Origin of the sequence: Sphingomonas sp. BK235 (genome assembly GCF_004345855.1) — a bacterium.
Lineage (GTDB): Bacteria > Pseudomonadota > Alphaproteobacteria > Sphingomonadales > Sphingomonadaceae > Sphingomonas.
Genome location: NZ_SLXN01000001.1, coordinates 581,531 through 600,070, shown reverse-complemented (window position 1 = coordinate 600,070; position 18,540 = coordinate 581,531). Strand labels below are relative to the sequence as shown.

Sequence of the window (18,540 nt, the reverse complement as noted above, 5' to 3'; positions counted from 1 at the left end):
CCTCTCCCCGCGGCCGTGGTGACCGTCGCCGACTTTTGTCCGCCGGGTTCGAACGAACGTCAACATCTTCGTTTGAAGTCTCGGGAGCCGCGGCTCATATTCACGCGATGGCGAGCGGGAACGAGACACGCGACGGGTTCGACACGGATCTGCTGGTGGTCGGCGGTGGGATCAACGGCGCCGGGATCGCGCGCGACGCCGCCGGGCGCGGCCTGCGCGTGACGCTGGTGGAGCAGGACGATCTCGCCGCGCACACCTCCTCGGCCTCGACCAAGCTGATCCACGGCGGGCTGCGCTACCTCGAATATGGCGAGGTGCGGCTGGTGCGCGAGGCGCTGATCGAACGCGAGCGGCTATGGGCGATGGCGCCGCATATCATCTGGCCGCTGCGCTTCGTGCTGCCGCAGACGAACTCGCCGCGCCCGGCCTGGATGGTGCGCGCCGGGCTGTTCCTCTACGACCATCTCGGCGGGCGCGAGCGCCTGCCCGCCACCGAGACGATCCGGCTCGCGAACGATCCGCGCGGCGACGGCCTGCGCCAGCGCGGCCGCGCCTTCGTCTATTCCGACTGCTGGGTCGAGGACAGCCGCCTGGTCGTGCTCAACGCGCGCGACGCCGCCGACCGCGGCGCCACCGTGCTCACCCGCACCCGCCTCGTCGACGCCGTGCGCGCGGGCGGCGGCTGGCGCGCGACGCTATCGGACATGGGCGCGGGTGCCGGCGGCGAGCGCACCCTCACCGCGCGCGCGGTGGTCAACGCCGCCGGGCCGTGGGTCGCCGACATCCTGTCGCGTGTGCCGCATGCGCGCGACGACCGCGGGGTGCGGCTGGTCAAGGGCAGCCATATCGTCGTGCCGCGGCTCTACGCAGGCGATCACGCCTTCATGCTGCAGAACCCGGACCGTCGTATCGTCTTCGCCATCCCCTATGAGGGCGCGTTTACCCTAATCGGCACCACCGATGAGCCGTGGGAAGGCGCGCCCGGCCGCGCCGCGATCGCGCCGCACGAGACCGACTATCTGCTCAAGACGATCGCGCGCTACTTCGAGGCACCGGTCACCCGCGAGCAGATCGTGTGGAGCTATGCCGGCATCCGCCCGCTCTATGACGACAAGGCCGCCAGCGCCTCGGCGGTGACGCGCGACTATGTGCTCGACCTCGATCGCGGCCCCGCCGGCGCCAACGAGAATGCGCCGATGCTGAGCATCTTCGGCGGCAAGATCACGACCTATCGCAAGCTCGCCGAGCACGCGATGGCGGAGCTGGCGGAGAGCTTCCCCGAAGCCGGGGGCGCCTGGACCGCGGGTGCGACGCTGCCAGGCGGCGACTTTCCGGCGGAAGGGTTCGAGTCGCTGGTCGACTCACTGGCGCGCCACTATCCCGCGCTCGACCGCGCGCTGCTGCGCCGGTTGGCGCGCGCTTACGGAACGAAGGCGCGCGTGCTGCTCGGGGAGGCACGCACCGCCGCCGACCTCGGCGAGGCGTTCGGCGCCGGGCTCACCGCGCGCGAGCTCGACTATCTCGCCGCGGCCGAGTGGGCACGCACCGCCGAGGACGTGCTCTATCGTCGCAGCAAGCTCGGGCTCCACGTGCCGCCGGGCACCGCCGAGCGGGTCGACGCCTATCTCGCACGCGCCGCGGCGCCGGCGTGAGCGCGGACGCGCCCGACGGCGGCGACCCCGCCGCCGAGCGTCATCGCCGCATTCTCGCGCTGGCGCGCGGCGCCGGGCGCGTCACGGTCGACGATCTCGCCGCGCGCTTCGAGGTCACCCCGCAGACGATCCGGCGTGACCTCAACGTGCTGGCACGGCGCGCCTTGCTGTCGCGGGTGCATGGCGGGGCGATCGTCACCTCCGGCGTCGACAATCTCGCTTATGCCAAGCGCCGCGGCGTCGCGACCGGTGCCAAGGCGGCGATCGGCGCCGCCGCGGCCGCGCTGATCCCGAACGGCGCGTCGCTGTTCATCAACATCGGCACCACCACCGAGGCGGTCGCCGGGCAACTGGTGGCGCACCGGGACCTGCTGGTGATCTCGAACAACCTCAACGTCATCGATCTGCTCGACGGGCATGACGGGATCGAGCTGGTGGTGGTCGGTGGACAGGTGCGGCGCGGCGACCGCGCGGTGGTGGGGGCGCTGGCGATGCGCTTCATCGAGAGCTTCAAGGTCGATGTCGCGCTGATCGGCGCCTCCGCGATCGACCCCGACGGCAGCCTGCTCGACTTCGCCGCGGACGAGGTGCAGGTCACCCAGACGATCGCGCGCAACGCGCGCCAGGTGATCCTGGTGGTCGACGCCTCGAAGGTGGGGCGCGCGGCGCCGGTGCGGGTCGGGCGGCTCGACATGGTGGACTATCTGGTCACCGACCAGCCGCTCCCGGGGGAGCTGCTGCGCGCCTGCCACGAGCATCGCGTGCAGGTGATCGAGGCGGGGTGATCGGGTGGCGCGTTGCGTTGTCGTGACGTTTCAATGCCTTGGCGTCATCCTGAACTTGTTTCAGGATCCAAGGTGCCGCGAACACCTCGGCCGCTGGACACGCGGCGCGGTGGATCCTGAGACGAGCTCAGGATGACGCTAATAAGAAACTTGGCCCCCTCACCGCCGCGCCGGTCCCTTCACATAGGGCACGAACTCGCCCAGCCGCAGGATCGGCCGCGGCACGCGCGAGAAGCGGTCGACGACGCGGATCTGGTCGTTGCGGCACAATTGCCCGCCGAAGCGCTCGGTCACCAGCACGTCGTCCCAGCGCATCGTGTCGAGCCGGCCGATCGGCACGTTGACCCAGATCCGCCGCCCGTTGCCGTACACGATCGCCTTGCCCGAGATGATCCGCTGCGAGTCGTTGGTGGTCGGCGTGATGCAGCGCACCGCCGGCTCGGCGGTGCGGCCCTTGAGCAGTTCGGCTAGCTCCGCATCCGGCGTCTTGCGCTTCGCCGCCGCGGGTGCGGCCGCGAGCAGCCCCACCATCGCCATCGTCACGCTCGCCCTCAGCATCACACCACCTCGCGTCGCACGTCGTCCGCCCGGCAAGGGAACGCCGCCCCCTCAGGCTCGTTCCGCCCCCTAACTTCAGGGGTTTAGCCGAATGACCGAGACAGAGGCGGCAGCGCTCCCCGCGCTGACCGACCCGTTGCCGACGCCGCAGCTGGGCGTCGCCGAGAGCGCCGCCGCGCTGGCCGAGCTGCTCGGTGAGCGAGACCTGTTCGTCGCCACCGTCGACGAGGCGCGCGGTCTCTCGCTGACGCACGCGCTCGCCGCCGCGATGCCAGCTGCCTGCGTCATCTTCTGCCCGGGCAGCGACGCGCTGCCGGGCGAGAAGGCCGCCGCCTCCCCCGCCAACGTCGGCCAGCGGGTCTCGGCACTGCGGCGGCTGCGGCTGCTGACGAAGAAGAAGGGCAAGCGGCCGCGCCTCGCCTGCGTCACCACCGGCGAGGCGCTGGCGCGCGCTTATCCGCCCCCCGCGGCGTTCGAGGCCGAGCCGCCGACGGTGAAGCGCGGCGCGCCGCTCGATCTCGCGCGGCTCTACGACGAGCTGATCGCAATCGGCTATGTCGTCGACGAGCGCGTCGACGAGCCCGGCGAGGTCGCGCTGCGCGGCCAGGTGCTCGACGTCTTCCCCGCCGACGCACCGCAGCCGCTGCGGATCGAGGTGGCCGAGGGCAAGGTCGTGGGCCTGCGCAGCTACGACCCGGCGGACCAGCGCACCACCGAGGAGCTGGACGAGCGCGAGCTGGGGCGCGTGTCGGAGCCGGACGTAACACACTCCCCTCCCCTTCAGGGGGGCGATCGGGGGTGGTGCGCCGCCGCGAGCGTCGCGTCTGCGGAAGCGCCCCACCACAACCCCTCCCCCGAAGAGGAGGGGCTCGATCATCCCACCACCCTGCTCGATCATCTCCCCGGCGCACTGGTCGTGATCGGTCCCGCGGCCGAGGAGCGGCGGCGTCGGTTCCTCGCGCTCGCCGCCGACACCGCCAAGAGATCGCCGCATCGCACGCTCGCCGACGTCGTCGACGAGGCAGCTTGGGAAAGGGCACTCGCCGCACGCGACCAGGCCAGCGTCGATCGCGCCGGTGACCCGCCGCCGCGCTTCGTCGAGCACAAGGCGCCGCTGCGTGCCTTCGCCAAGCTCGCGCGCACCGCGCGTGAGGAGGGCGACCGCGTGGCGTTGCTCGGCAGCGATCGCGACCTGCGCTTCCTGCGCCGCCGCGTCGCCAAGGCGCTCAAGGACGAGATCGCCCCGGTCGACTCCTGGGCGCAGGTCGCCAGCGCGAAGAAGGGCGCGCTCGTCGCGCTCGCGCTGCCCGCGGATCGCGGTTTCCGGCGCGACGGCGTGGTCGCGGTCGCCGCCGCCGACCTGCTCGGCAGCCGCGCCGAGCGCGAGAGCCTCGCCACCGCCCCCGCCGATCTCGCCCTGTTCGAGACCGGCGAGATCCGCGTCGGCGACGTCGTCGTGCACGAGGAACATGGCATCGGCGTGGTGCTCGGTCTCGAGCGCCTCCCCGGCGAGGAGGACGGCGACGCGATCAAGCTCGGTTATGCCGACGACGGTGTGCGGCTGGTGCCGGTCGCCGAGGCCGATCGCATCTGGCGCTACGGTGCCGACGCCGACGCGGTGACGCTCGACCGGCTCGACGGGTCGAGCTGGCAGAAGCGCCGCGGCGAGATCGACGCGACCATCGCCGAGAGCGCGCGCCAGCTCACGGAGGTGGCGCGCGAACGCGAGTCGCGCGAGGCGCCGGTGCTCGAACCTGACGCCGCCGCCTATGAGCGGTTCGCCGCCGGCTTCGCCTTCACCGAGACCGCCGACCAGGCGCGTGCGATCGAGGCGGTGCGCCATGATCTCGCCTCGGGACGGCCGATGGACCGGCTGATCGTCGGGGACGTCGGCTATGGCAAGACCGAGGTCGCGCTGCGCGCCGCCGCGATCGCCGCGCTCGCGGGCCGGCAGGTCGCGGTCGCCGCGCCCACCACGGTACTCGCGCGCCAGCATCTGGAGAGCTTCGCGCGCCGCTTCGAGCCGCTCGGGATCGCGGTGGCGGGCCTGTCGCGGCTGAGCAGCGCGGCGGAGAAGAAGCGCGTGAAGGCCGGGCTCGCCGACGGCTCGATCCGAGTCGTGATCGGCACCGGCGCGGTCGCGGGCAAGGGCGTCGACTATCACGACCTCGCGCTGGTGGTGATCGACGAGGAGCAGCGCTTCGGCGCCGCCGACAAGGAGAAGCTGCGCGCGCTCTCCGCCGGCCACGTGCTGACCCTGAGCGCGACGCCGATCCCGCGCACGCTGCAGAGCGCGCTGGTCGGGCTGCAGCAGCTCTCGATCATCGCCACCCCGCCGGCGCGGCGCCAGCCGATCCGCACCGCCGTGGGCGACTTTGACCCCGAGACGCTGCGCGCCGCGCTGCTGCGCGAGCGCGCGCGCGGCGGGCAGAGCTTCGTGGTGGTGCCGCGGATCGAGGACATGGCGGGGATCGCCGATAAGCTCGCGCGGCTCGTCCCCGAGCTGTCGCTGGTGCAGGCGCACGGCAAGATGCCCGCGGCCGAGATCGACGAGGCGATGGTGCGCTTCGCCGGCGGCGACGGCGACGTACTGCTCGCCACCAACATCATCGAGGCCGGACTGGACGTGCCGCGCGCCAACACGATGGTGATCTGGCGCGCCGATCGCTTCGGCCTGTCGCAGCTCCACCAGCTGCGCGGGCGCGTCGGGCGCGGGACGCGGCGCGGGCACGTGCTGCTCGTCACCGACCCCGAGCACGAGATCGCGCCGCGCACCCTGAAGCGGCTGCGCACGCTGGAGGCGTTCGATCGTCTCGGCGCCGGCTTCGCGATCAGCGCGCGCGACCTCGACATGCGCGGCGCGGGCGACCTGCTCGGCGACACCCAGGCCGGGCATATGAAGCTGATCGGGATCGACCTCTACCAGCAGCTGCTGGAGGGCGCGCTACGCCGCGCGCGCGGCGAGGAGGTGGAGCGCTGGACGCCGGAGCTGCAAGTGGAGGTGGGCGGTCGGTTGCCGGAGAGCTGGATCCGCGACGAGGAGATCCGCGTGACGATCTACGCGCGGCTGGCGCGGATCGACGACGGCGAGGCGCTCGACGTCCTGGAGGAGGAGCTGGAGGACCGCTTCGGCGCGCTGCCCGAGGAAGCGCGGACCTTGCTGGCGGTGGCGCGGCTACGGGTCGACGCGCGCGCGGCGGGGATCGCGGCGGTGGCGGCGGGTCCGGCGGCGATCGCGCTGACGCCGCGGCCGGGCGTCGAGATCGATGCCGCCGCCCACGGGCTGGAGGCCAAGGAACGTCGGTTGCTGCTGCGCGAGCGGATCGACTCGCCGCACGAACGGCTGGAGCGCGCCGGCGCGCTGCTGCGCGAGCTGGCGGCGGAGTGAGGGAAGCGGCGCCGGCGGCCGAGCTGAGCTAGGCGGCTTTCGCACGCAGTCATTGCGCGGCGCTCAGACCGAACTGAACTCGCCCGCATCGCTTCGTGCGATCCGCTTCCGTTCGCAGGTAAGTCAATTTCGCTCGCCTCGAGTAGCCGTCGAGCTTGCCGAGGCGGCGTATCGAGAGGGACCCGCGCGGCGCCTTCTCGATACGCGATCTCGACAGGCTCGATCGCTAGTCGAAGCGAACGGAGGACAAGAAGCGGCGCTCTTCCCCCGTTTCCTTCCTCAGAAGCGCACGCGCCCGCCTGCCGAGAACACCAAAGCGCGCGCGTCGGTCAGCGTGCCGTTGACCAGCACCGGGGTCTGCGCCGCGGTCCCGGCATAGGCCGCGGTGGTGCGGTCGATCGTGGTGTCGGCGAAGTCGACGTAATTGCCTGCGAGGTCGAGCGAGAAGCTCGGTGTCACGTCGAAGGAGGCGCCCAGCGCGTAGTTCCAGCGGTTGGCGTCGGGGACGCGCGCGTCGCGCTCGCCGTCGCGCGTCGGGGTGAGCGCGCGCTGCACGCCGCCGCGCAGCGTCAGCCGCGGCGACACGGCATAGTCGAGGCCGCCGGCGTAGCTCCACGTGCTGCGGTAATTCTCGGGCAGCGCGGCGTTGACCGGCGCGCCGAGGCGGATCGCGTCGAACTTCTCCCAGGTGTAGCGGATCGTCTGCGCGTTGAGCGTCAGCGCCGGCGTCACGCGGAAGCGGCCGCCGACGATCACCTGCGCGGGCGTGTAGAAGCTGGCGTCGACGCCCTGGATCTCGCGGTTGTTCGCCGCGAGCGGGCCGAGCAGGCCGCTGACGGTCAGGTCACCCTTCAGGTTGTGCTTGATCGCCGACTTGTAGCTGACGCCGACGGTCGCCCAATCGTTGTGCATCTGGAAACCGGCGCTCCAGCCGACGTCCCAGCCGCCGCCGGCGAGCTTCTGGCTGCCGTCGGGCAGCGTCGCGGCGAGGTTGGGCAAAGCGTTGGTGAGGCTCGCCTCGGCATGTTCGATATTGGCGGCACCGCCGACACGCAGCCAGTCGGTCACCGCGACGCCGACCGAAGGCTGGATGTCGAAGGTGCGCAGATAGGTGCGGTCGGCGCTGTAGCGCGCCCAGCTGTCGCTGCTGTAATTGGTGGTGAAGCTGTACGGCGAGGTGACCGCGAGGCCGAGCGCGATCCGGTCGGTCAGCGGCACCGCGACCGCGCCCGAGGGCAGCACACCGTTGTTGATCGGATCCTCGGAGGTCGCGTCCCCACCGACGGGGGCGAAGGTTCCGCCGGGGCGGCGGATCAGCGAGTTGCGATCGTTCACCTTGCCCTTGGGTAGGATCACCGAGGCGCTGACGGTGGCCTCGGCGCGCTCCTGTCCGCCGATCGCGGCGGGGTTCCACCACAGCGACGCCGCGCCGGTATCCGCCGCCTCGCCCGAGAAGGCGCGACCCGCGGCGCGCGCGGCCTGCTCCTGGAGATAGAAGGCCTGGGCCTGCGCGGCACCGGCGCTCGCCAGCGCGCCGCCGGCGGCAGTGAGCGACAGGGCGAGCTTCTTCGACGGAGACATGAGCGACCTCTCTTTTTGTAACGCTTTTGTAGTTTTTGCCTGCGGCCCGCGCGACTGAACGCGGGATGAAGGAAAATGCGCGGTGGCGTGGACAGTCGGGCGCTCTCAGTGACTTACGGCCGCCCTTTTCGTCATCCCGGGCTTGACCCGGGATCCATCGCGCCGCGTATTTGCCATCTGTTGCACCCGCGGCACCATGGATCCCGGCGCAAGGCCGGGATGACGGGAGTCAGCCTCCTAGTTCCGCAGCGGCTTGCCGGTCATCAGCATCGACTCCACCCGAGCGTGCGTGCGCTCGTCGCGCGCGCTCTCCAGGAACGCCGCGCGCTCCAGCGCCAGCAGCTGCTCCTCGCTCACCACGTCGACCAGATCGGCCTCGCCCCCGGTCAGCACCTCGGCGAGCCGGCCCGCCACCACCACGTCATAGTCGGTGGCGACGCCTTTGCGGTGGAAGTCGGCGACCGCGCCCGCGATGCCGACCCGCCCGCTCTCGCCGGGCAGGCGATAGACCGGCGGCTCGGGCGGCCGGTAGCCGTCGACCAGCGCCAGCGCGCGCGCCTTGGCGTCGGCGAGCAGGCGGTCGCGGTTCATCGTCACGCCGTCGGTGACGCGCAGGAAGCCCATCTCCTTGGCCTGTGCCGCGGACTTGGAGACCTGCGCGGTCGAGATCAGCTCGAACGCCTTCATCACCGCGGGCATCGGCCCCTTGGGCATCGTCGGCAGCTTGGCGAGCCGGTCGAGCAGCTCGCCGTGCCCGCCCCAGCCCGGCACCAGCCCGACGCCGCACTCGACCAGCCCGACATAGCTCTCGGCGTGCGCCTGCACCGCGTCCGAGTGGAGCAGCACCTCGCAGCCGCCCCCCAGCGCCAGCCCCGAGGGCGCGCTCACCACCGGGAAAGGCGCGTATTTGAGCGCCTTGAACGCGCGCTGCCCGGCCGCGACCAGCTTCTCCACCTCGCCCCAGGCGCCCGCCTTCACCGCGAACAAGGCCAAGCCGAGATTGGCGCCCGCCGAGAAATTGCTGCCCTCGTTGTAGATCACCAGCGCCTTGAAGCGGCTCGGCACCAGCGCCACCGCCTGCTCGATCAAAGCGGCGACCTCGCCGTCGAGCGCGTTCATCTTGGCGGTGAACTCGAGGCAGAGCACGCCGTCGCCGACGTCCCACAAAGCCGCCGAGGCGCTGGTCGCGACCGGTGCCGAGCGACGCTTGACGTCCTCGAGCAGCAGCACGCCCTCGGCGCGCGGCACGTCATGGTACGCGCCGTCCCCGCCGAGATACTGCCGCACCCCGCCCTCGACGCGGTAGAACGGCCGCTCGCCCGCGGTGTCGAGGATCGCGGGTACGGCGCGGCCCTCGGCGCGCAGCCGCTCGACCAGCTTGCCCGGCCCGAGCCGGTCGATCAGCTCGAACGGGCCGAACTTCCAATTGTAGCCGAGCTTCATCGCGTCATCGATCGCGACCACGTCGTCGGCCGCCTCGCCGACCAGCATCGCGGCGTAGCTCAGCACCTGGCCGAGGATCGTCCAGGCATAGTCGCCGATCTTGCCCGGCACCGTCACCAGCGCGGCGAGGTCCTTCTCCGCCGCGGGCGGCAGCGCGGCGGGCTTCTGCTCGGGACGATAGTCGCCGCTGGCGAGATCGATCGCCAGCTTGCCGCGGCTGCCGTCGGGGCGTTTGTCGAGCCGGTAGAAACCGCCCTTGCCTTTTCGGCCGGTATAGCCCTCCGCGATCATGCGATCGACCAGCGGCAGGTCGCGCACCGTCGCGAAATAGGGGTCGCCGGCGGGCAGCGTCGCGGAGAGGCTCTTCGCCAGCAGCGGCATCAGGTCGATCCCGACAAGGTCGATCAGCCCGAAGATGCCGGTCTTGGGCACGCCCATCGGCCGCCCGCCGATCTGGTCCGCCTCCTCGACCGTCAGCCCCTGGTCGAGCGCCGCGTTGAACGCGACCGCGAGCCAATAGGTGCCGATGCGGTTGGCGATGAAGCCCGGCGTGTCCTTGGCGCGGACGATGCGCTTGCCCATGAAGCGGTCGACGAAGGCCTCGACCTTCTCCGCCACGGCCGCGTCGGTGTGGGCGCCACGGACGATCTCGATCAGCCGCATGTAGCGCGGCGGGTTGAAGAAGTGCGTGATCAGGAAATCGCGCCGGAACTGCTCCGAGCGGCCCTCGACCAGACGGCCGAGCGGGATCGTCGAGGTGTTCGACGACACCGCGGTGCCGGGGCGCTTGAGCTGCTCGAGCCGCGCGTAGAGCGCCTGCTTGATGTCGAGCCGCTCGACGATCGCCTCGACGATCCAGTCGCACTCGGCGACGCGGTCGAGATGGTCGTCGATGTTGCCGGTCTCGACCAGCCGCGCCGCGGCGGTCGACATGAACGGCGCGGGCTCGGTCTTGAGCATCTTCGCCACCGCGCCCTTGGCGACCGCATCGCGGTCGGTCGCGTCCTTGGGCACGATGTCGAGCAGCAGCACCGGCACGCCCGCGTTGGCGACCTGCGCGGCGATCCCAGCGCCCATCACGCCCGCGCCGATGACGCAGACCTTCTTCACAGCCTCGCTCATGTCACGCGCGCTCCAGCACCGTGGCGATGCCCTGCCCGCCGCCGATACATTGCGTCGCCAGCGCGTAACGGCCGCCCTCGCGCTCGAGCAGCGCCGCCGCCTTGCCGACGATGCGCGCGCCGGTGGCGCCGAGCGGGTGGCCGATCGCGATCGCGCCGCCGTCGAGGTTGATCGTCTCGTCCTTGAGCCCGAGGTCGCGGATGCAGGCGATCGCCTGGCTGGCGAACGCCTCGTTGATCTCGACCACGTCGAGGTCGGCCGCAGCGATGCCGGCGCGCTCCAACGCCTTCCTCGAGGCGCCGATCGGCCCTAGCCCCATCGTCTCGGGCGCGCAGCCCGCCACGCCGACCGACACGATCCGCGCCAGCACCTTGAGCCCGTGCTTGGCCGCGAACTCCTCCGAGGTGACCAGCACCGCGCTGGCGCCGTCGGTGAGCGGCGAGGAGGTGCCGGCGGTCACCGAGCCGTCCGCGCTGAACGCGGGCTTGAGCCCGGCGAGCACCTCGGCAGTGGTCTCGGGGCGGATGATGCCGTCCTGCGTCACCTCGCCCTTCCTGGTGCGGATCGGCACGATCTCGTCGGCGAGGCGGCCCTCGCCGCGCGCCGCGGCGGCCTTCTGCTGGCTCTTGACCGCGAATGCCTCCTGCTCGGCACGCGTGATCTGGTACTGCTGGGCGACGTTCTCAGCGGTCTGGCCCATCCCCATGTACGCGCCCGGGCTCTTGGCGGCGAGCTCGGGGCTGGGCAGCGGGTTGTAGCCGCCCATCGGGATGCGGCTCATCGACTCGAGCCCGGCGCAGATGAACGCCTCGCCCGCGCCGATCTGGATCTGCCCCATCGCGATATGGATCGCGCTCATCGACGAGCCGCAGAAGCGGTTCACCGTCATGCCGCCGACCGACAGCGGCAAATCGGCGAGCAGCCCGACAAGCCGCGCGACGTTGAGCCCCTGCTCGCCCTCGGGGAAAGCGCAACCGAGGATGATGTCCTCGATCGCGGCGGGATCGACCTTCGTCTTCTCCAGCAGCCCGCGGATCACCTGCGCGGCGAGGTCGTCGGGGCGCACCCGCGCCAGCTCGCCCTTGCCCGCGAGCTGGAAGGGCGACCGGGCATAGCCGGCGATCACGACGTTGCTCATCTCATACCTCTCGAGTCCGAGTTCGTTGGATGCCGCTTACGTCAACGTCAATGCGCGCTCAAGCCGCGATCGGCTCGTTTCGCCGCGGTGAAAGAAGAACTGGTGCGATGACAAGCGCATCTGGACTCGCCTGTGATGGCGACTCGGCTACGCTGCCGCGCCGACCCCCGTGGGAGACGACCATGTTCGCCATCGCCGACTCGGGCCCTTTCGCCGTGCTCACCATCGCCGATTCGGCGCGCCCCGTGCCGACCTGGAAGACGATGTTCGGCTGGCCCGCGGACGATCCGCGCGCGCTGGCGCTGTCGGTGCGCTCGCGTGCCGAGCGCAAGATCTGGGCCGCCCGGCTCGACCAGGCGGTGTGCGCGACGCAGCGGCCGGTGCTGCTCGTCGCCGATGGGCTGGGCTGTGCCGCCAGCGCCTGGTGGGGGCGGCTGTCGCCCGCCGATTATGTGTCGCGGGTCGCCGGCGCGCTGCTGTTCGCGCCGCGCAGTGAGGACACCGGCGTGGAGGGCGACCCCGGCCTGTTCGCCTCACCGGGAACGTTGCTCCCCTTCCCCTCGGTGGTGATCCAGCCGCAGCATGACGCCGCCGCGATCCGCACGACGGTCGAGGGCTGGGGCAGCCAGCTCGTCGCGGGGCGGCGCGAGCGCAGCGTGGTGGCCGAACGCGGCGCATGGCAGCAGGCGCAGCGGCTGTTCCTGCGCGTCACCAAGCAGGTCGTCGCGCACGAGGTCGCGCGCGCGGAGGCGTTGATCGGCCGACGCTGACCGCCGCGCGCGCCGCGGTCAGCACCGTCTGGACTCAGAGCGCGGGAACGGTCTTGGGGGCGGCGTCGCGCACGCCCTGGTCGACATGGTCCGCGAACTGCGAGAAATTGTCGTTGAACAGGTCGACCAGCCGCGCCGCGGCGACGTCATAGGCGGCCTTGTCCGCCCAGGTCGCGCGCGGGTCGAGGATGGCACCGTCGACACCCGGCACGGCGACCGGCACCTTGAAGCCGAAGTTCGGGTCGGTACGGAACTCGACGTCGTTGAGGCTGCCGTCCAGCGCGGCGTCGAGCAGCGCGCGGGTCGCCTTGATCGGCATGCGATGGCCCACGCCATATTTCCCGCCGGTCCAGCCGGTGTTGACCAGCCAGCAATCGACCCCGCCGCGCGCGATCCGCTCCTTGAGCAGATTGCCGTAGACCGACGGGTGGCGCGGCATGAACGGCGCGCCGAAACAGGTGGAGAAAGTGGCGTCGGGCTCGGTCACGCCCATCTCGGTGCCGGCGACGCGCGCGGTATAGCCCGACAGGAAGTGGTACATCGCCTGATTGGGCGTCAGCTTGGCGATCGGCGGCAAGATGCCATAAGCGTCCGCGGTCAGCATCACGATGCTGCGCGGCGTACCGCCCATGTTGCGCTCGGACGTGTTGGGGATGAAGTCGATCGGATAGGCGCCGCGGCTGTTCTCCGCGAGCGAATTGTCGTCGAGGTCGAGCTGGCGCGTCACCTCGTCCATCACGACATTCTCGAGCACGGTGCCGAACCGCTTGGTGGTGGCGAAGATCTCGGGCTCGGCCTCGGGTGAGAGCCGGATCATCTTGGCGTAGCAGCCGCCCTCGAAGTTGAAGACCGCGTCGTCGGACCAGCCATGCTCATCGTCGCCGATCAGCGTGCGCTTGGGATCCGCCGACAGCGTGGTCTTGCCCGTCCCCGACAGGCCGAAGAACACCGCGGTGCGCCCGTCCGCGCCCATGTTCGCCGAGCAGTGCATCGGCATCACCCCGGTCGGCGGCAGCAGATAGTTGAGGATGCCGAACACCGACTTCTTCATCTCGCCGGCGTAGCGCGTGCCGCCGATCAGCACGAGCTTCTCGCTCATGTTCACCGCGATCACGGTCTCGCTGCGGCAGCCGTGGCGCGCCGGGTCGGCGCGGAAGCTCGGCAGGTCGATGATCGTGTAATCGGCGACGAAGCTCTTGAGCTCGCGCTCCTCGGGGCGGACCAGCATGGTGCGGATGAAAAGGTTGTGCCACGCCAGCTCGTTGATCACGCGGACGCGGACGCGGTGGCCCGGCTGCGAGCCGCCGTACAGGTCCTGCACGAACAGGTCGCTCCTGGCGCGCAGCGCGGTGAGGAAATCCTGCTTGAGCGCGGCGAAATGGTCGGGCGTCATCGCCTTGTTCGACTTGCCCCACCACACGCTCGCCTCGGTCTCGGCGTCGCGCACGATGAACTTGTCCTGCGCTGAGCGGCCGGTGTGCTGCCCGGTCTCCACCACCAGCGGGCCATCGGCGGAGAGCTTGCCCTCGTTGCGCGCCACCGCGGCCTCGACCAGCCGCGCGGTGACCAGGTTCCAGTGGAGCGTGGCGCGCGTCTCGATGCCCTGCGCCTCGAGCCCGGCGTCCGGAATGCGATCGCTCAATGGTCCATCCTCTTCTTCGTGCCGCCGTGCCGTCGCCGACCGGCCTCTGCTAAACATGTTTTACGCTTAGCCGCCGGATGCGTCAAACATGTTAAACACCCGTCCCGCGCGCTTCGTCGCGCGCCATTGAGCGCGCGCGCGCTTTGGATTACCCCGCTGGCATGACCCGGACCCACCGATGACCGCCACGATCGCGCTGGTCGACGACGACCGCAACATTCTCACCTCGGTGTCGATCGCGCTCCAGGCCGAGGGCTTTCTCACGCGGGTCTATTCGGACGGCGAGACCGCGCTCAAGGCGCTCACCGACAATCCCCCCGATCTCGCCATCTTCGACATCAAAATGCCGCGGATGGACGGGCTGGAGCTGCTGCGCCGGCTGCGCGAGAAGAGCCGCGTGCCGGTCATCTTCCTCACCAGCAAGGACGATGAGCTCGACGAGGCGCTCGGACTGGCGATGGGGGCGGACGATTATATCGCCAAGCCGTTCAGCCAGCGGCTGCTGATCGCGCGCATCCGCGCCATCCTGCGCCGCACCGAGGGCGCGCCCGCGGCGGAGAGCGAGGATGCCGCCGCGCAAGGCCCGATCGAGCGCGGGCGGCTGGTGATGGACCCGGCGCGCCACCGCGTCAGCTGGGACGGCCAGGCCGTGACGCTGACCGTCACCGAGTTCCTGATCCTGGAAACGCTGGCGCAGCGCCCCGGCATCGTGAAGACGCGCAACCAGCTGATGGACGCGGCCTATCAGGACGACATCTACGTCGACGACCGCACCATCGACAGCCATATCAAGCGCGTCCGCCGCAAGTTCCGCGAGGTCGATGCCGGCTTCGACTCGATCGAGACATTGTATGGCGCCGGCTACCGCTTTTCGGAGGAGTGACGCCGCCGAGCAGGCGCGCTCCTGGTCCGGCAAGGTCTCGCTCACCCCGCGCATCCTCGCGGTCAATATCCTGGCGCTGCTGCTGCTGGCGGGCGGCTTCTTCTACCTCGACACGTTCCGCAGCCGCATCCTCGACGATCGCGCCGCCCAGGCGGTGCGCGAGGCGCGGCTGATGGCGGAGGCGCTCACCGCCATCCCCGACGCGCGGCGCGACTGGCTGGTGGCGCGGCTCGCCACCGACACGGGCACGCGGCTGCGGCTGTACGACGCGGCGGGCGCCGCGATCAGCGACTCGCGCGCGCTCGGCGTCGCCAATTTCCGGCTCGACGATCCCGACGACGACCCGCCCGCCAAGCGCAGCGCGCGCTTCCTCGACGCGGCGATCGACCGCATCGTCCGCGCCCCGCTCGCGCCGGGCTATCGCGAGCGCGCCGACGGCCGGCACTGGCCCGACGTGCGCGCGGTGCTCGGCGGCGCGCCGAGCGCGGTCACCGTCTGGCGCGCGCCCGACCGCACCCCGGTGATCACCGCCGCCGCGCCGCTGCCCGGCGGGCGCGCGCTGCTCTCCGCGGTCAACGCGCGCGACATCACCGAGCGCGTTCGGCTCGAGCGTTTCCGGCTCAGCGTCGTGCTCCTGGTGGTGGCGGCGATCTCGATCGGCCTGTCGCTGTTCCTCGCGCGCACCATCGTCGAGCCGCTGCGCCGGCTGGCGCGCGCCGCGGTGCGGGTGCGGCTCGGCCGCGCGCGCGAGGTGGTGGTGCCGCGGCTGCCCGAGCGCCGCGACGAGATCGGTATGCTCGCGCGCGCGCTCAGCGACATGAGCCTGGGGCTGCGCGCGCGCATCGACGCCACCGAGGCCTTCGCCGCCGACGTCACGCACGAGCTCAAGAACCCGTTGGCGTCGCTGCGCTCGGCGGTGGACGCGCTCGGCCATGTCCGCGATCCCGCCGCGCAGGCGCAGCTGCTCGCGATCGTCGGCGACGACGTGCACCGGCTCGACCGGCTGATCAGCGACATCTCGGACGCGTCGCGACTCGACGCGCAGCTGAGCCGCGCCACCTTCGAGCCGGTCGACGTCGAGGCGATGCTCGCCGCGATGGTGGCGCAGCGCGAGGCGCGCGGGGTGACGCGCGGGGTGCGGCTGCGGCTCGACGCGCGCGATCACGACCAGCTTCGCGTGCTCGGCGAGGGCGCGCGGCTGGAGCGGGTCTTCGCCAACCTGATCGACAATGCCATCTCTTTCTCCCCCGACGGCGGGCTGGTCAGCGTCGCGGCGCGGCGCGACCGCTCGATGCTGGAGGTGCGCGTCGAGGACGAGGGGCCGGGCGTGCCCGAGGACGCGCGCGACGCGATCTTCCAGCGCTTCCACTCGGTCCGCCCGGCGCAGGAGGGGTTCGGCGAGCATAGCGGGCTGGGCCTCGCGATCGCGCGCACGATCGTCGACGGCCACCAGGGGCAGATCGGGGTCGAGTCGCGCGACGATCGGCTCAGCGGCGCGCGCTTCGTCGTGCGCCTGCCGCTCGCCGAGCCAGCGACCGCGCCATGACCGCGCGCGTCACGCTCCACGCCACCACGGTCGCGCTCGGCGGGCGCGCGGTGCTGATCACCGGCCCGTCGGGGGCGGGCAAGTCCGATCTCGCGCTGCGGCTGATCGACCGCGGCGCCGAGCTGGTGGCCGACGATTATACCGAGCTGGTGCAGGACGGGACCGCGCTGGTGGCGGGATCGCCCGCGACCATCGCGGGGCAGATGGAGGTGCGCGGGATCGGGATCGTCGACCGCCCGTATCGGCTGGTCGCCCCGGTCGCGCTGGTGGTAGCGTTGGGCGAGGAGGGCGAGCGCATGCCCTGCCCCCGCCACGTCGAGATCGCCGGCGTCGCGGTGCCCGAGCTGGTGATCGATCCGCGCTGGCCCTCGGCACCGATCAAGGTGGAATGGGCGCTGGCGCGGCTGAGGGAGATGCCGTCGTGACCGAGGTGCTGCTGATCACCGGGATGGCGGGCGCGGGCGTCACCACCGTGCTGAAGACACTGGAGGACATGGGCTGGGAGACGGTGGACAGCGTCCCGCTGTCGCTGCTCACCCGCGTCGTCGCGCTGCCGCCCGACAGCGGCGAGACGCCCCGCCCGCTCGCCTTCGGCTTCGGCACGCGCACGCGCAACTTCGATCCCGCCGCGGTGCTGCGCCGCTTCGAGCAGCTGCGCGAGGAGCCCGGCGTCGACGTCGGCATGCTGTTCCTCGATTGCGCGGAGGGCGAGCTGGCGCGCCGCTTCGCCGAGACGCGGCGGCGCCACCCGCTCGCCGACGATCGCCCCGCGGTGGAGGGGATCGCGCTGGAGCGGCGGCTGCTCGAGCCGCTGCGCGCGCGCGCCAACCGGCTGATCGACACGACGCGGCTGAGCAGCAACCAGCTCGCGCAGGAGATCCGCCGCACCTTCCGCCGCGACGGCACCGTCGGCACGACGCTGACGGTCGAGTCGTTCGGCTTCGCGCGCGGCGTGCCGGCGGGGGTCGACCTGGTCTTCGACATGCGCTTCCTGCGCAACCCGCACTGGGTGCCCGAGCTGCGCCCGCGCACCGGGCTCGATCCCGAGGTCGCCGCCTATGTCGCGGCGGATCCGGCCTATGATGAGGCAGTTGGCCGGATCGAGGAGTTGCTCCTGCTGCTCGTCCCGCGCTATCACGCCGAGGGCAAGCCCTACGTCACCGTCGCCTTCGGGTGCACCGGCGGCAAGCACCGCTCGGTGCACGTCGCCGAGCGGGTTGGTCGTCGGTTGCGCGAGGCGGGCTTTTGTCCCACCATCACGCATCGTGACCTGGCGGCGGCACCGCAGGATGCGCTCGAAGGACGACCATCGCGTCAATGAACGACATATCGAAGCCCATGCCCGGAGCCGTGATCGGTCTGGTGCTCGTCACCCACGGCCGGCTCGCGGACGAGTTCGTGACCGCGATGGAACATGTCGTCGGTCCGCAGCCGCAGGTGCGCACCGTCGCGATCGGCCCCGACGATGACATGGAGGCGCGCCGCGCCGACATCGCCGGCGCGATCGCCGAGGTCGATTCGGGGCGCGGCGTGATCGTGCTGACCGATCTGTTCGGCGGCACCCCCTCGAATCTCGCCATCTCGCTGATGGAGCGCGGGCGGGTCGAGGTGATCGCGGGGATCAACCTGCCGATGCTGATCCGGCTCGAATCGGCGCGCAAGGCGATGACCGTCACCGCCGCGGTCGCCGCAGCGCGCGAGGCCGGGCGCAAATATATCTCGGTGGCGTCCGAAGTGCTCGGCGAGGCGGCGGCGTGACCGTGTCTCGCACCGTGGAGGTGACCAACCGCCGCGGGCTGCACGCGCGCGCCAGCGCCAAGTTCGTCACGCTCGCCTCGGGCCAGCCCGCGCCGGTGAAGGTCGCCAAGGGCGAGTCGGAGGTGGTGGGCACCTCGATCATGGGGCTGATGATGCTCGGCGCCGCCAAGGGCGACCAGATCACGATCAGCGCCGAGGGCGATGCGGCCGAGGACGTGGTCGCGACGATGTGCGCTTTGGTCGAGGGCAAGTTCGGCGAGGACTGAGGTCCGCG

General features: G+C 71.4%; 15 protein-coding genes. 10 read left to right on the top strand and 5 right to left on the bottom strand.

What is annotated here, in order from left to right; translation table 11 throughout:
• Positions 1-107: 107 nt before the first annotated feature.
• Positions 108-1,652: a glycerol-3-phosphate dehydrogenase gene (glpD, locus tag EV292_RS02770; protein ID WP_132907637.1), complete on the top strand. Its 1,545-nt coding sequence runs from the start codon at positions 108-110 to the stop codon at positions 1,650-1,652.
• Positions 1,649-2,437 carry a DeoR/GlpR family DNA-binding transcription regulator gene (locus tag EV292_RS02765; RefSeq protein ID WP_132907636.1) on the top strand — a complete coding sequence of 263 codons (789 nt, stop codon included), beginning with the start codon at positions 1,649-1,651 and terminating at the stop codon, positions 2,435-2,437. The genes glpD and EV292_RS02765 overlap by 4 nt, the downstream gene beginning before the upstream one ends.
• A gap of 159 nt (positions 2,438-2,596) precedes the next feature.
• Here EV292_RS02765 and EV292_RS02760 read toward each other — a convergent pair whose 3' ends face one another.
• Entirely contained in the window at positions 2,597-2,995 is a 399-nt protein-coding gene (locus EV292_RS02760; protein WP_132907635.1) for a hypothetical protein, read from the bottom strand.
• Between the two features lie 91 nt (positions 2,996-3,086).
• On the opposite strand from EV292_RS02760, the gene EV292_RS02755 reads away from it, so the two are divergent.
• Positions 3,087-6,383 (top strand): helicase-related protein, encoded by a 3,297-nt coding sequence (locus EV292_RS02755; protein WP_132907634.1) that lies wholly within the window; start codon positions 3,087-3,089, stop codon positions 6,381-6,383.
• 279 nt (positions 6,384-6,662) lie between these two features.
• Here the strand turns inward: EV292_RS02755 and EV292_RS02750 are convergent, their stop codons facing one another.
• The 3 genes from EV292_RS02750 to EV292_RS02740 form a co-directional block, all read right to left on the bottom strand.
• Positions 6,663-7,964, bottom strand: a complete 1,302-nt coding sequence (locus EV292_RS02750) for an outer membrane protein transport protein (RefSeq protein ID WP_132907633.1) — start codon at positions 7,962-7,964, stop codon at positions 6,663-6,665.
• A 237-nt stretch (positions 7,965-8,201) separates the two neighbouring features.
• Positions 8,202-10,529: a 3-hydroxyacyl-CoA dehydrogenase/enoyl-CoA hydratase family protein gene (locus EV292_RS02745; RefSeq protein WP_132907632.1), complete on the bottom strand. Its 2,328-nt coding sequence runs from the start codon at positions 10,527-10,529 to the stop codon at positions 8,202-8,204.
• Position 10,530: 1 nt separating this feature from the next.
• A complete protein-coding gene (locus tag EV292_RS02740) occupies positions 10,531-11,667 on the bottom strand; it encodes a thiolase family protein (protein WP_132907631.1) in 1,137 nt (378 codons plus the stop codon).
• A 182-nt stretch (positions 11,668-11,849) separates the two neighbouring features.
• Here EV292_RS02740 and EV292_RS02735 point away from each other — a divergent pair, with 182 nt between their 5' ends.
• The gene (locus EV292_RS02735; protein ID WP_132907630.1) at positions 11,850-12,437 is read left to right on the top strand and encodes an alpha/beta hydrolase; all 588 of its coding nucleotides are present in this window, start codon (positions 11,850-11,852) and stop codon (positions 12,435-12,437) included.
• Between the two features lie 34 nt (positions 12,438-12,471).
• Here the strand turns inward: EV292_RS02735 and EV292_RS02730 are convergent, their stop codons facing one another.
• A complete protein-coding gene (locus EV292_RS02730; RefSeq protein ID WP_132907629.1) occupies positions 12,472-14,079 on the bottom strand; it encodes a phosphoenolpyruvate carboxykinase in 1,608 nt (535 codons plus the stop codon).
• Between the two features lie 178 nt (positions 14,080-14,257).
• On the opposite strand from EV292_RS02730, the gene EV292_RS02725 reads away from it, so the two are divergent.
• Genes EV292_RS02725 through EV292_RS02700 form a run of 6 tightly spaced genes read left to right on the top strand, consistent with a single transcriptional unit; the run spans position 14,258 to position 18,532 of the window.
• A complete protein-coding gene (locus EV292_RS02725) occupies positions 14,258-14,962 on the top strand; it encodes a response regulator transcription factor (RefSeq protein WP_132907628.1) in 705 nt (234 codons plus the stop codon).
• A complete protein-coding gene (locus EV292_RS02720; protein ID WP_132907627.1) occupies positions 14,931-16,508 on the top strand; it encodes a stimulus-sensing domain-containing protein in 1,578 nt (525 codons plus the stop codon). The genes EV292_RS02725 and EV292_RS02720 overlap by 32 nt, the downstream gene beginning before the upstream one ends.
• The gene (locus EV292_RS02715; RefSeq protein ID WP_132907626.1) at positions 16,505-16,933 is read left to right on the top strand and encodes an aldolase; all 429 of its coding nucleotides are present in this window, start codon (positions 16,505-16,507) and stop codon (positions 16,931-16,933) included. The genes EV292_RS02720 and EV292_RS02715 overlap by 4 nt, the downstream gene beginning before the upstream one ends.
• Positions 16,897-17,829 (top strand): RNase adapter RapZ, encoded by a 933-nt coding sequence (rapZ, locus tag EV292_RS02710; RefSeq protein WP_132907625.1) that lies wholly within the window; start codon positions 16,897-16,899, stop codon positions 17,827-17,829. The genes EV292_RS02715 and rapZ overlap by 37 nt, the downstream gene beginning before the upstream one ends.
• A 29-nt stretch (positions 17,830-17,858) precedes the next feature.
• A complete protein-coding gene (locus EV292_RS02705; RefSeq protein ID WP_132908155.1) occupies positions 17,859-18,266 on the top strand; it encodes a PTS sugar transporter subunit IIA in 408 nt (135 codons plus the stop codon).
• The gene (locus tag EV292_RS02700) at positions 18,263-18,532 is read left to right on the top strand and encodes an HPr family phosphocarrier protein (RefSeq protein ID WP_132907624.1); all 270 of its coding nucleotides are present in this window, start codon (positions 18,263-18,265) and stop codon (positions 18,530-18,532) included. Before EV292_RS02705 ends, EV292_RS02700 begins: the two co-directional genes overlap by 4 nt.
• Positions 18,533-18,540 lie beyond the last annotated feature (8 nt).

Excerpts from the sequence above, each read along its gene's own strand:
- glpD (WP_132907637.1), top strand. The coding sequence starts at position 108 with ATGGCGAGCGGGAACGAGACACGCGACGGGTTCGACACGGATCTGCTG.
- EV292_RS02760 (WP_132907635.1), bottom strand. The coding sequence starts at position 2,995 with ATGCTGAGGGCGAGCGTGACGATGGCGATGGTGGGGCTGCTCGCGGCC.
- EV292_RS02755 (WP_132907634.1), top strand. The coding sequence starts at position 3,087 with ATGACCGAGACAGAGGCGGCAGCGCTCCCCGCGCTGACCGACCCGTTG.
- EV292_RS02750 (WP_132907633.1), bottom strand. The coding sequence starts at position 7,964 with ATGTCTCCGTCGAAGAAGCTCGCCCTGTCGCTCACTGCCGCCGGCGGC.
- EV292_RS02745 (WP_132907632.1), bottom strand. The coding sequence starts at position 10,529 with ATGAGCGAGGCTGTGAAGAAGGTCTGCGTCATCGGCGCGGGCGTGATG.
- EV292_RS02740 (WP_132907631.1), bottom strand. The coding sequence starts at position 11,667 with ATGAGCAACGTCGTGATCGCCGGCTATGCCCGGTCGCCCTTCCAGCTC.
- EV292_RS02735 (WP_132907630.1), top strand. The coding sequence starts at position 11,850 with ATGTTCGCCATCGCCGACTCGGGCCCTTTCGCCGTGCTCACCATCGCC.
- EV292_RS02725 (WP_132907628.1), top strand. The coding sequence starts at position 14,258 with ATGACCGCCACGATCGCGCTGGTCGACGACGACCGCAACATTCTCACC.
- EV292_RS02720 (WP_132907627.1), top strand. The coding sequence starts at position 14,931 with ATGGCGCCGGCTACCGCTTTTCGGAGGAGTGACGCCGCCGAGCAGGCG.
- EV292_RS02715 (WP_132907626.1), top strand. The coding sequence starts at position 16,505 with ATGACCGCGCGCGTCACGCTCCACGCCACCACGGTCGCGCTCGGCGGG.
- rapZ (WP_132907625.1), top strand. The coding sequence starts at position 16,897 with ATGGGCGCTGGCGCGGCTGAGGGAGATGCCGTCGTGACCGAGGTGCTG.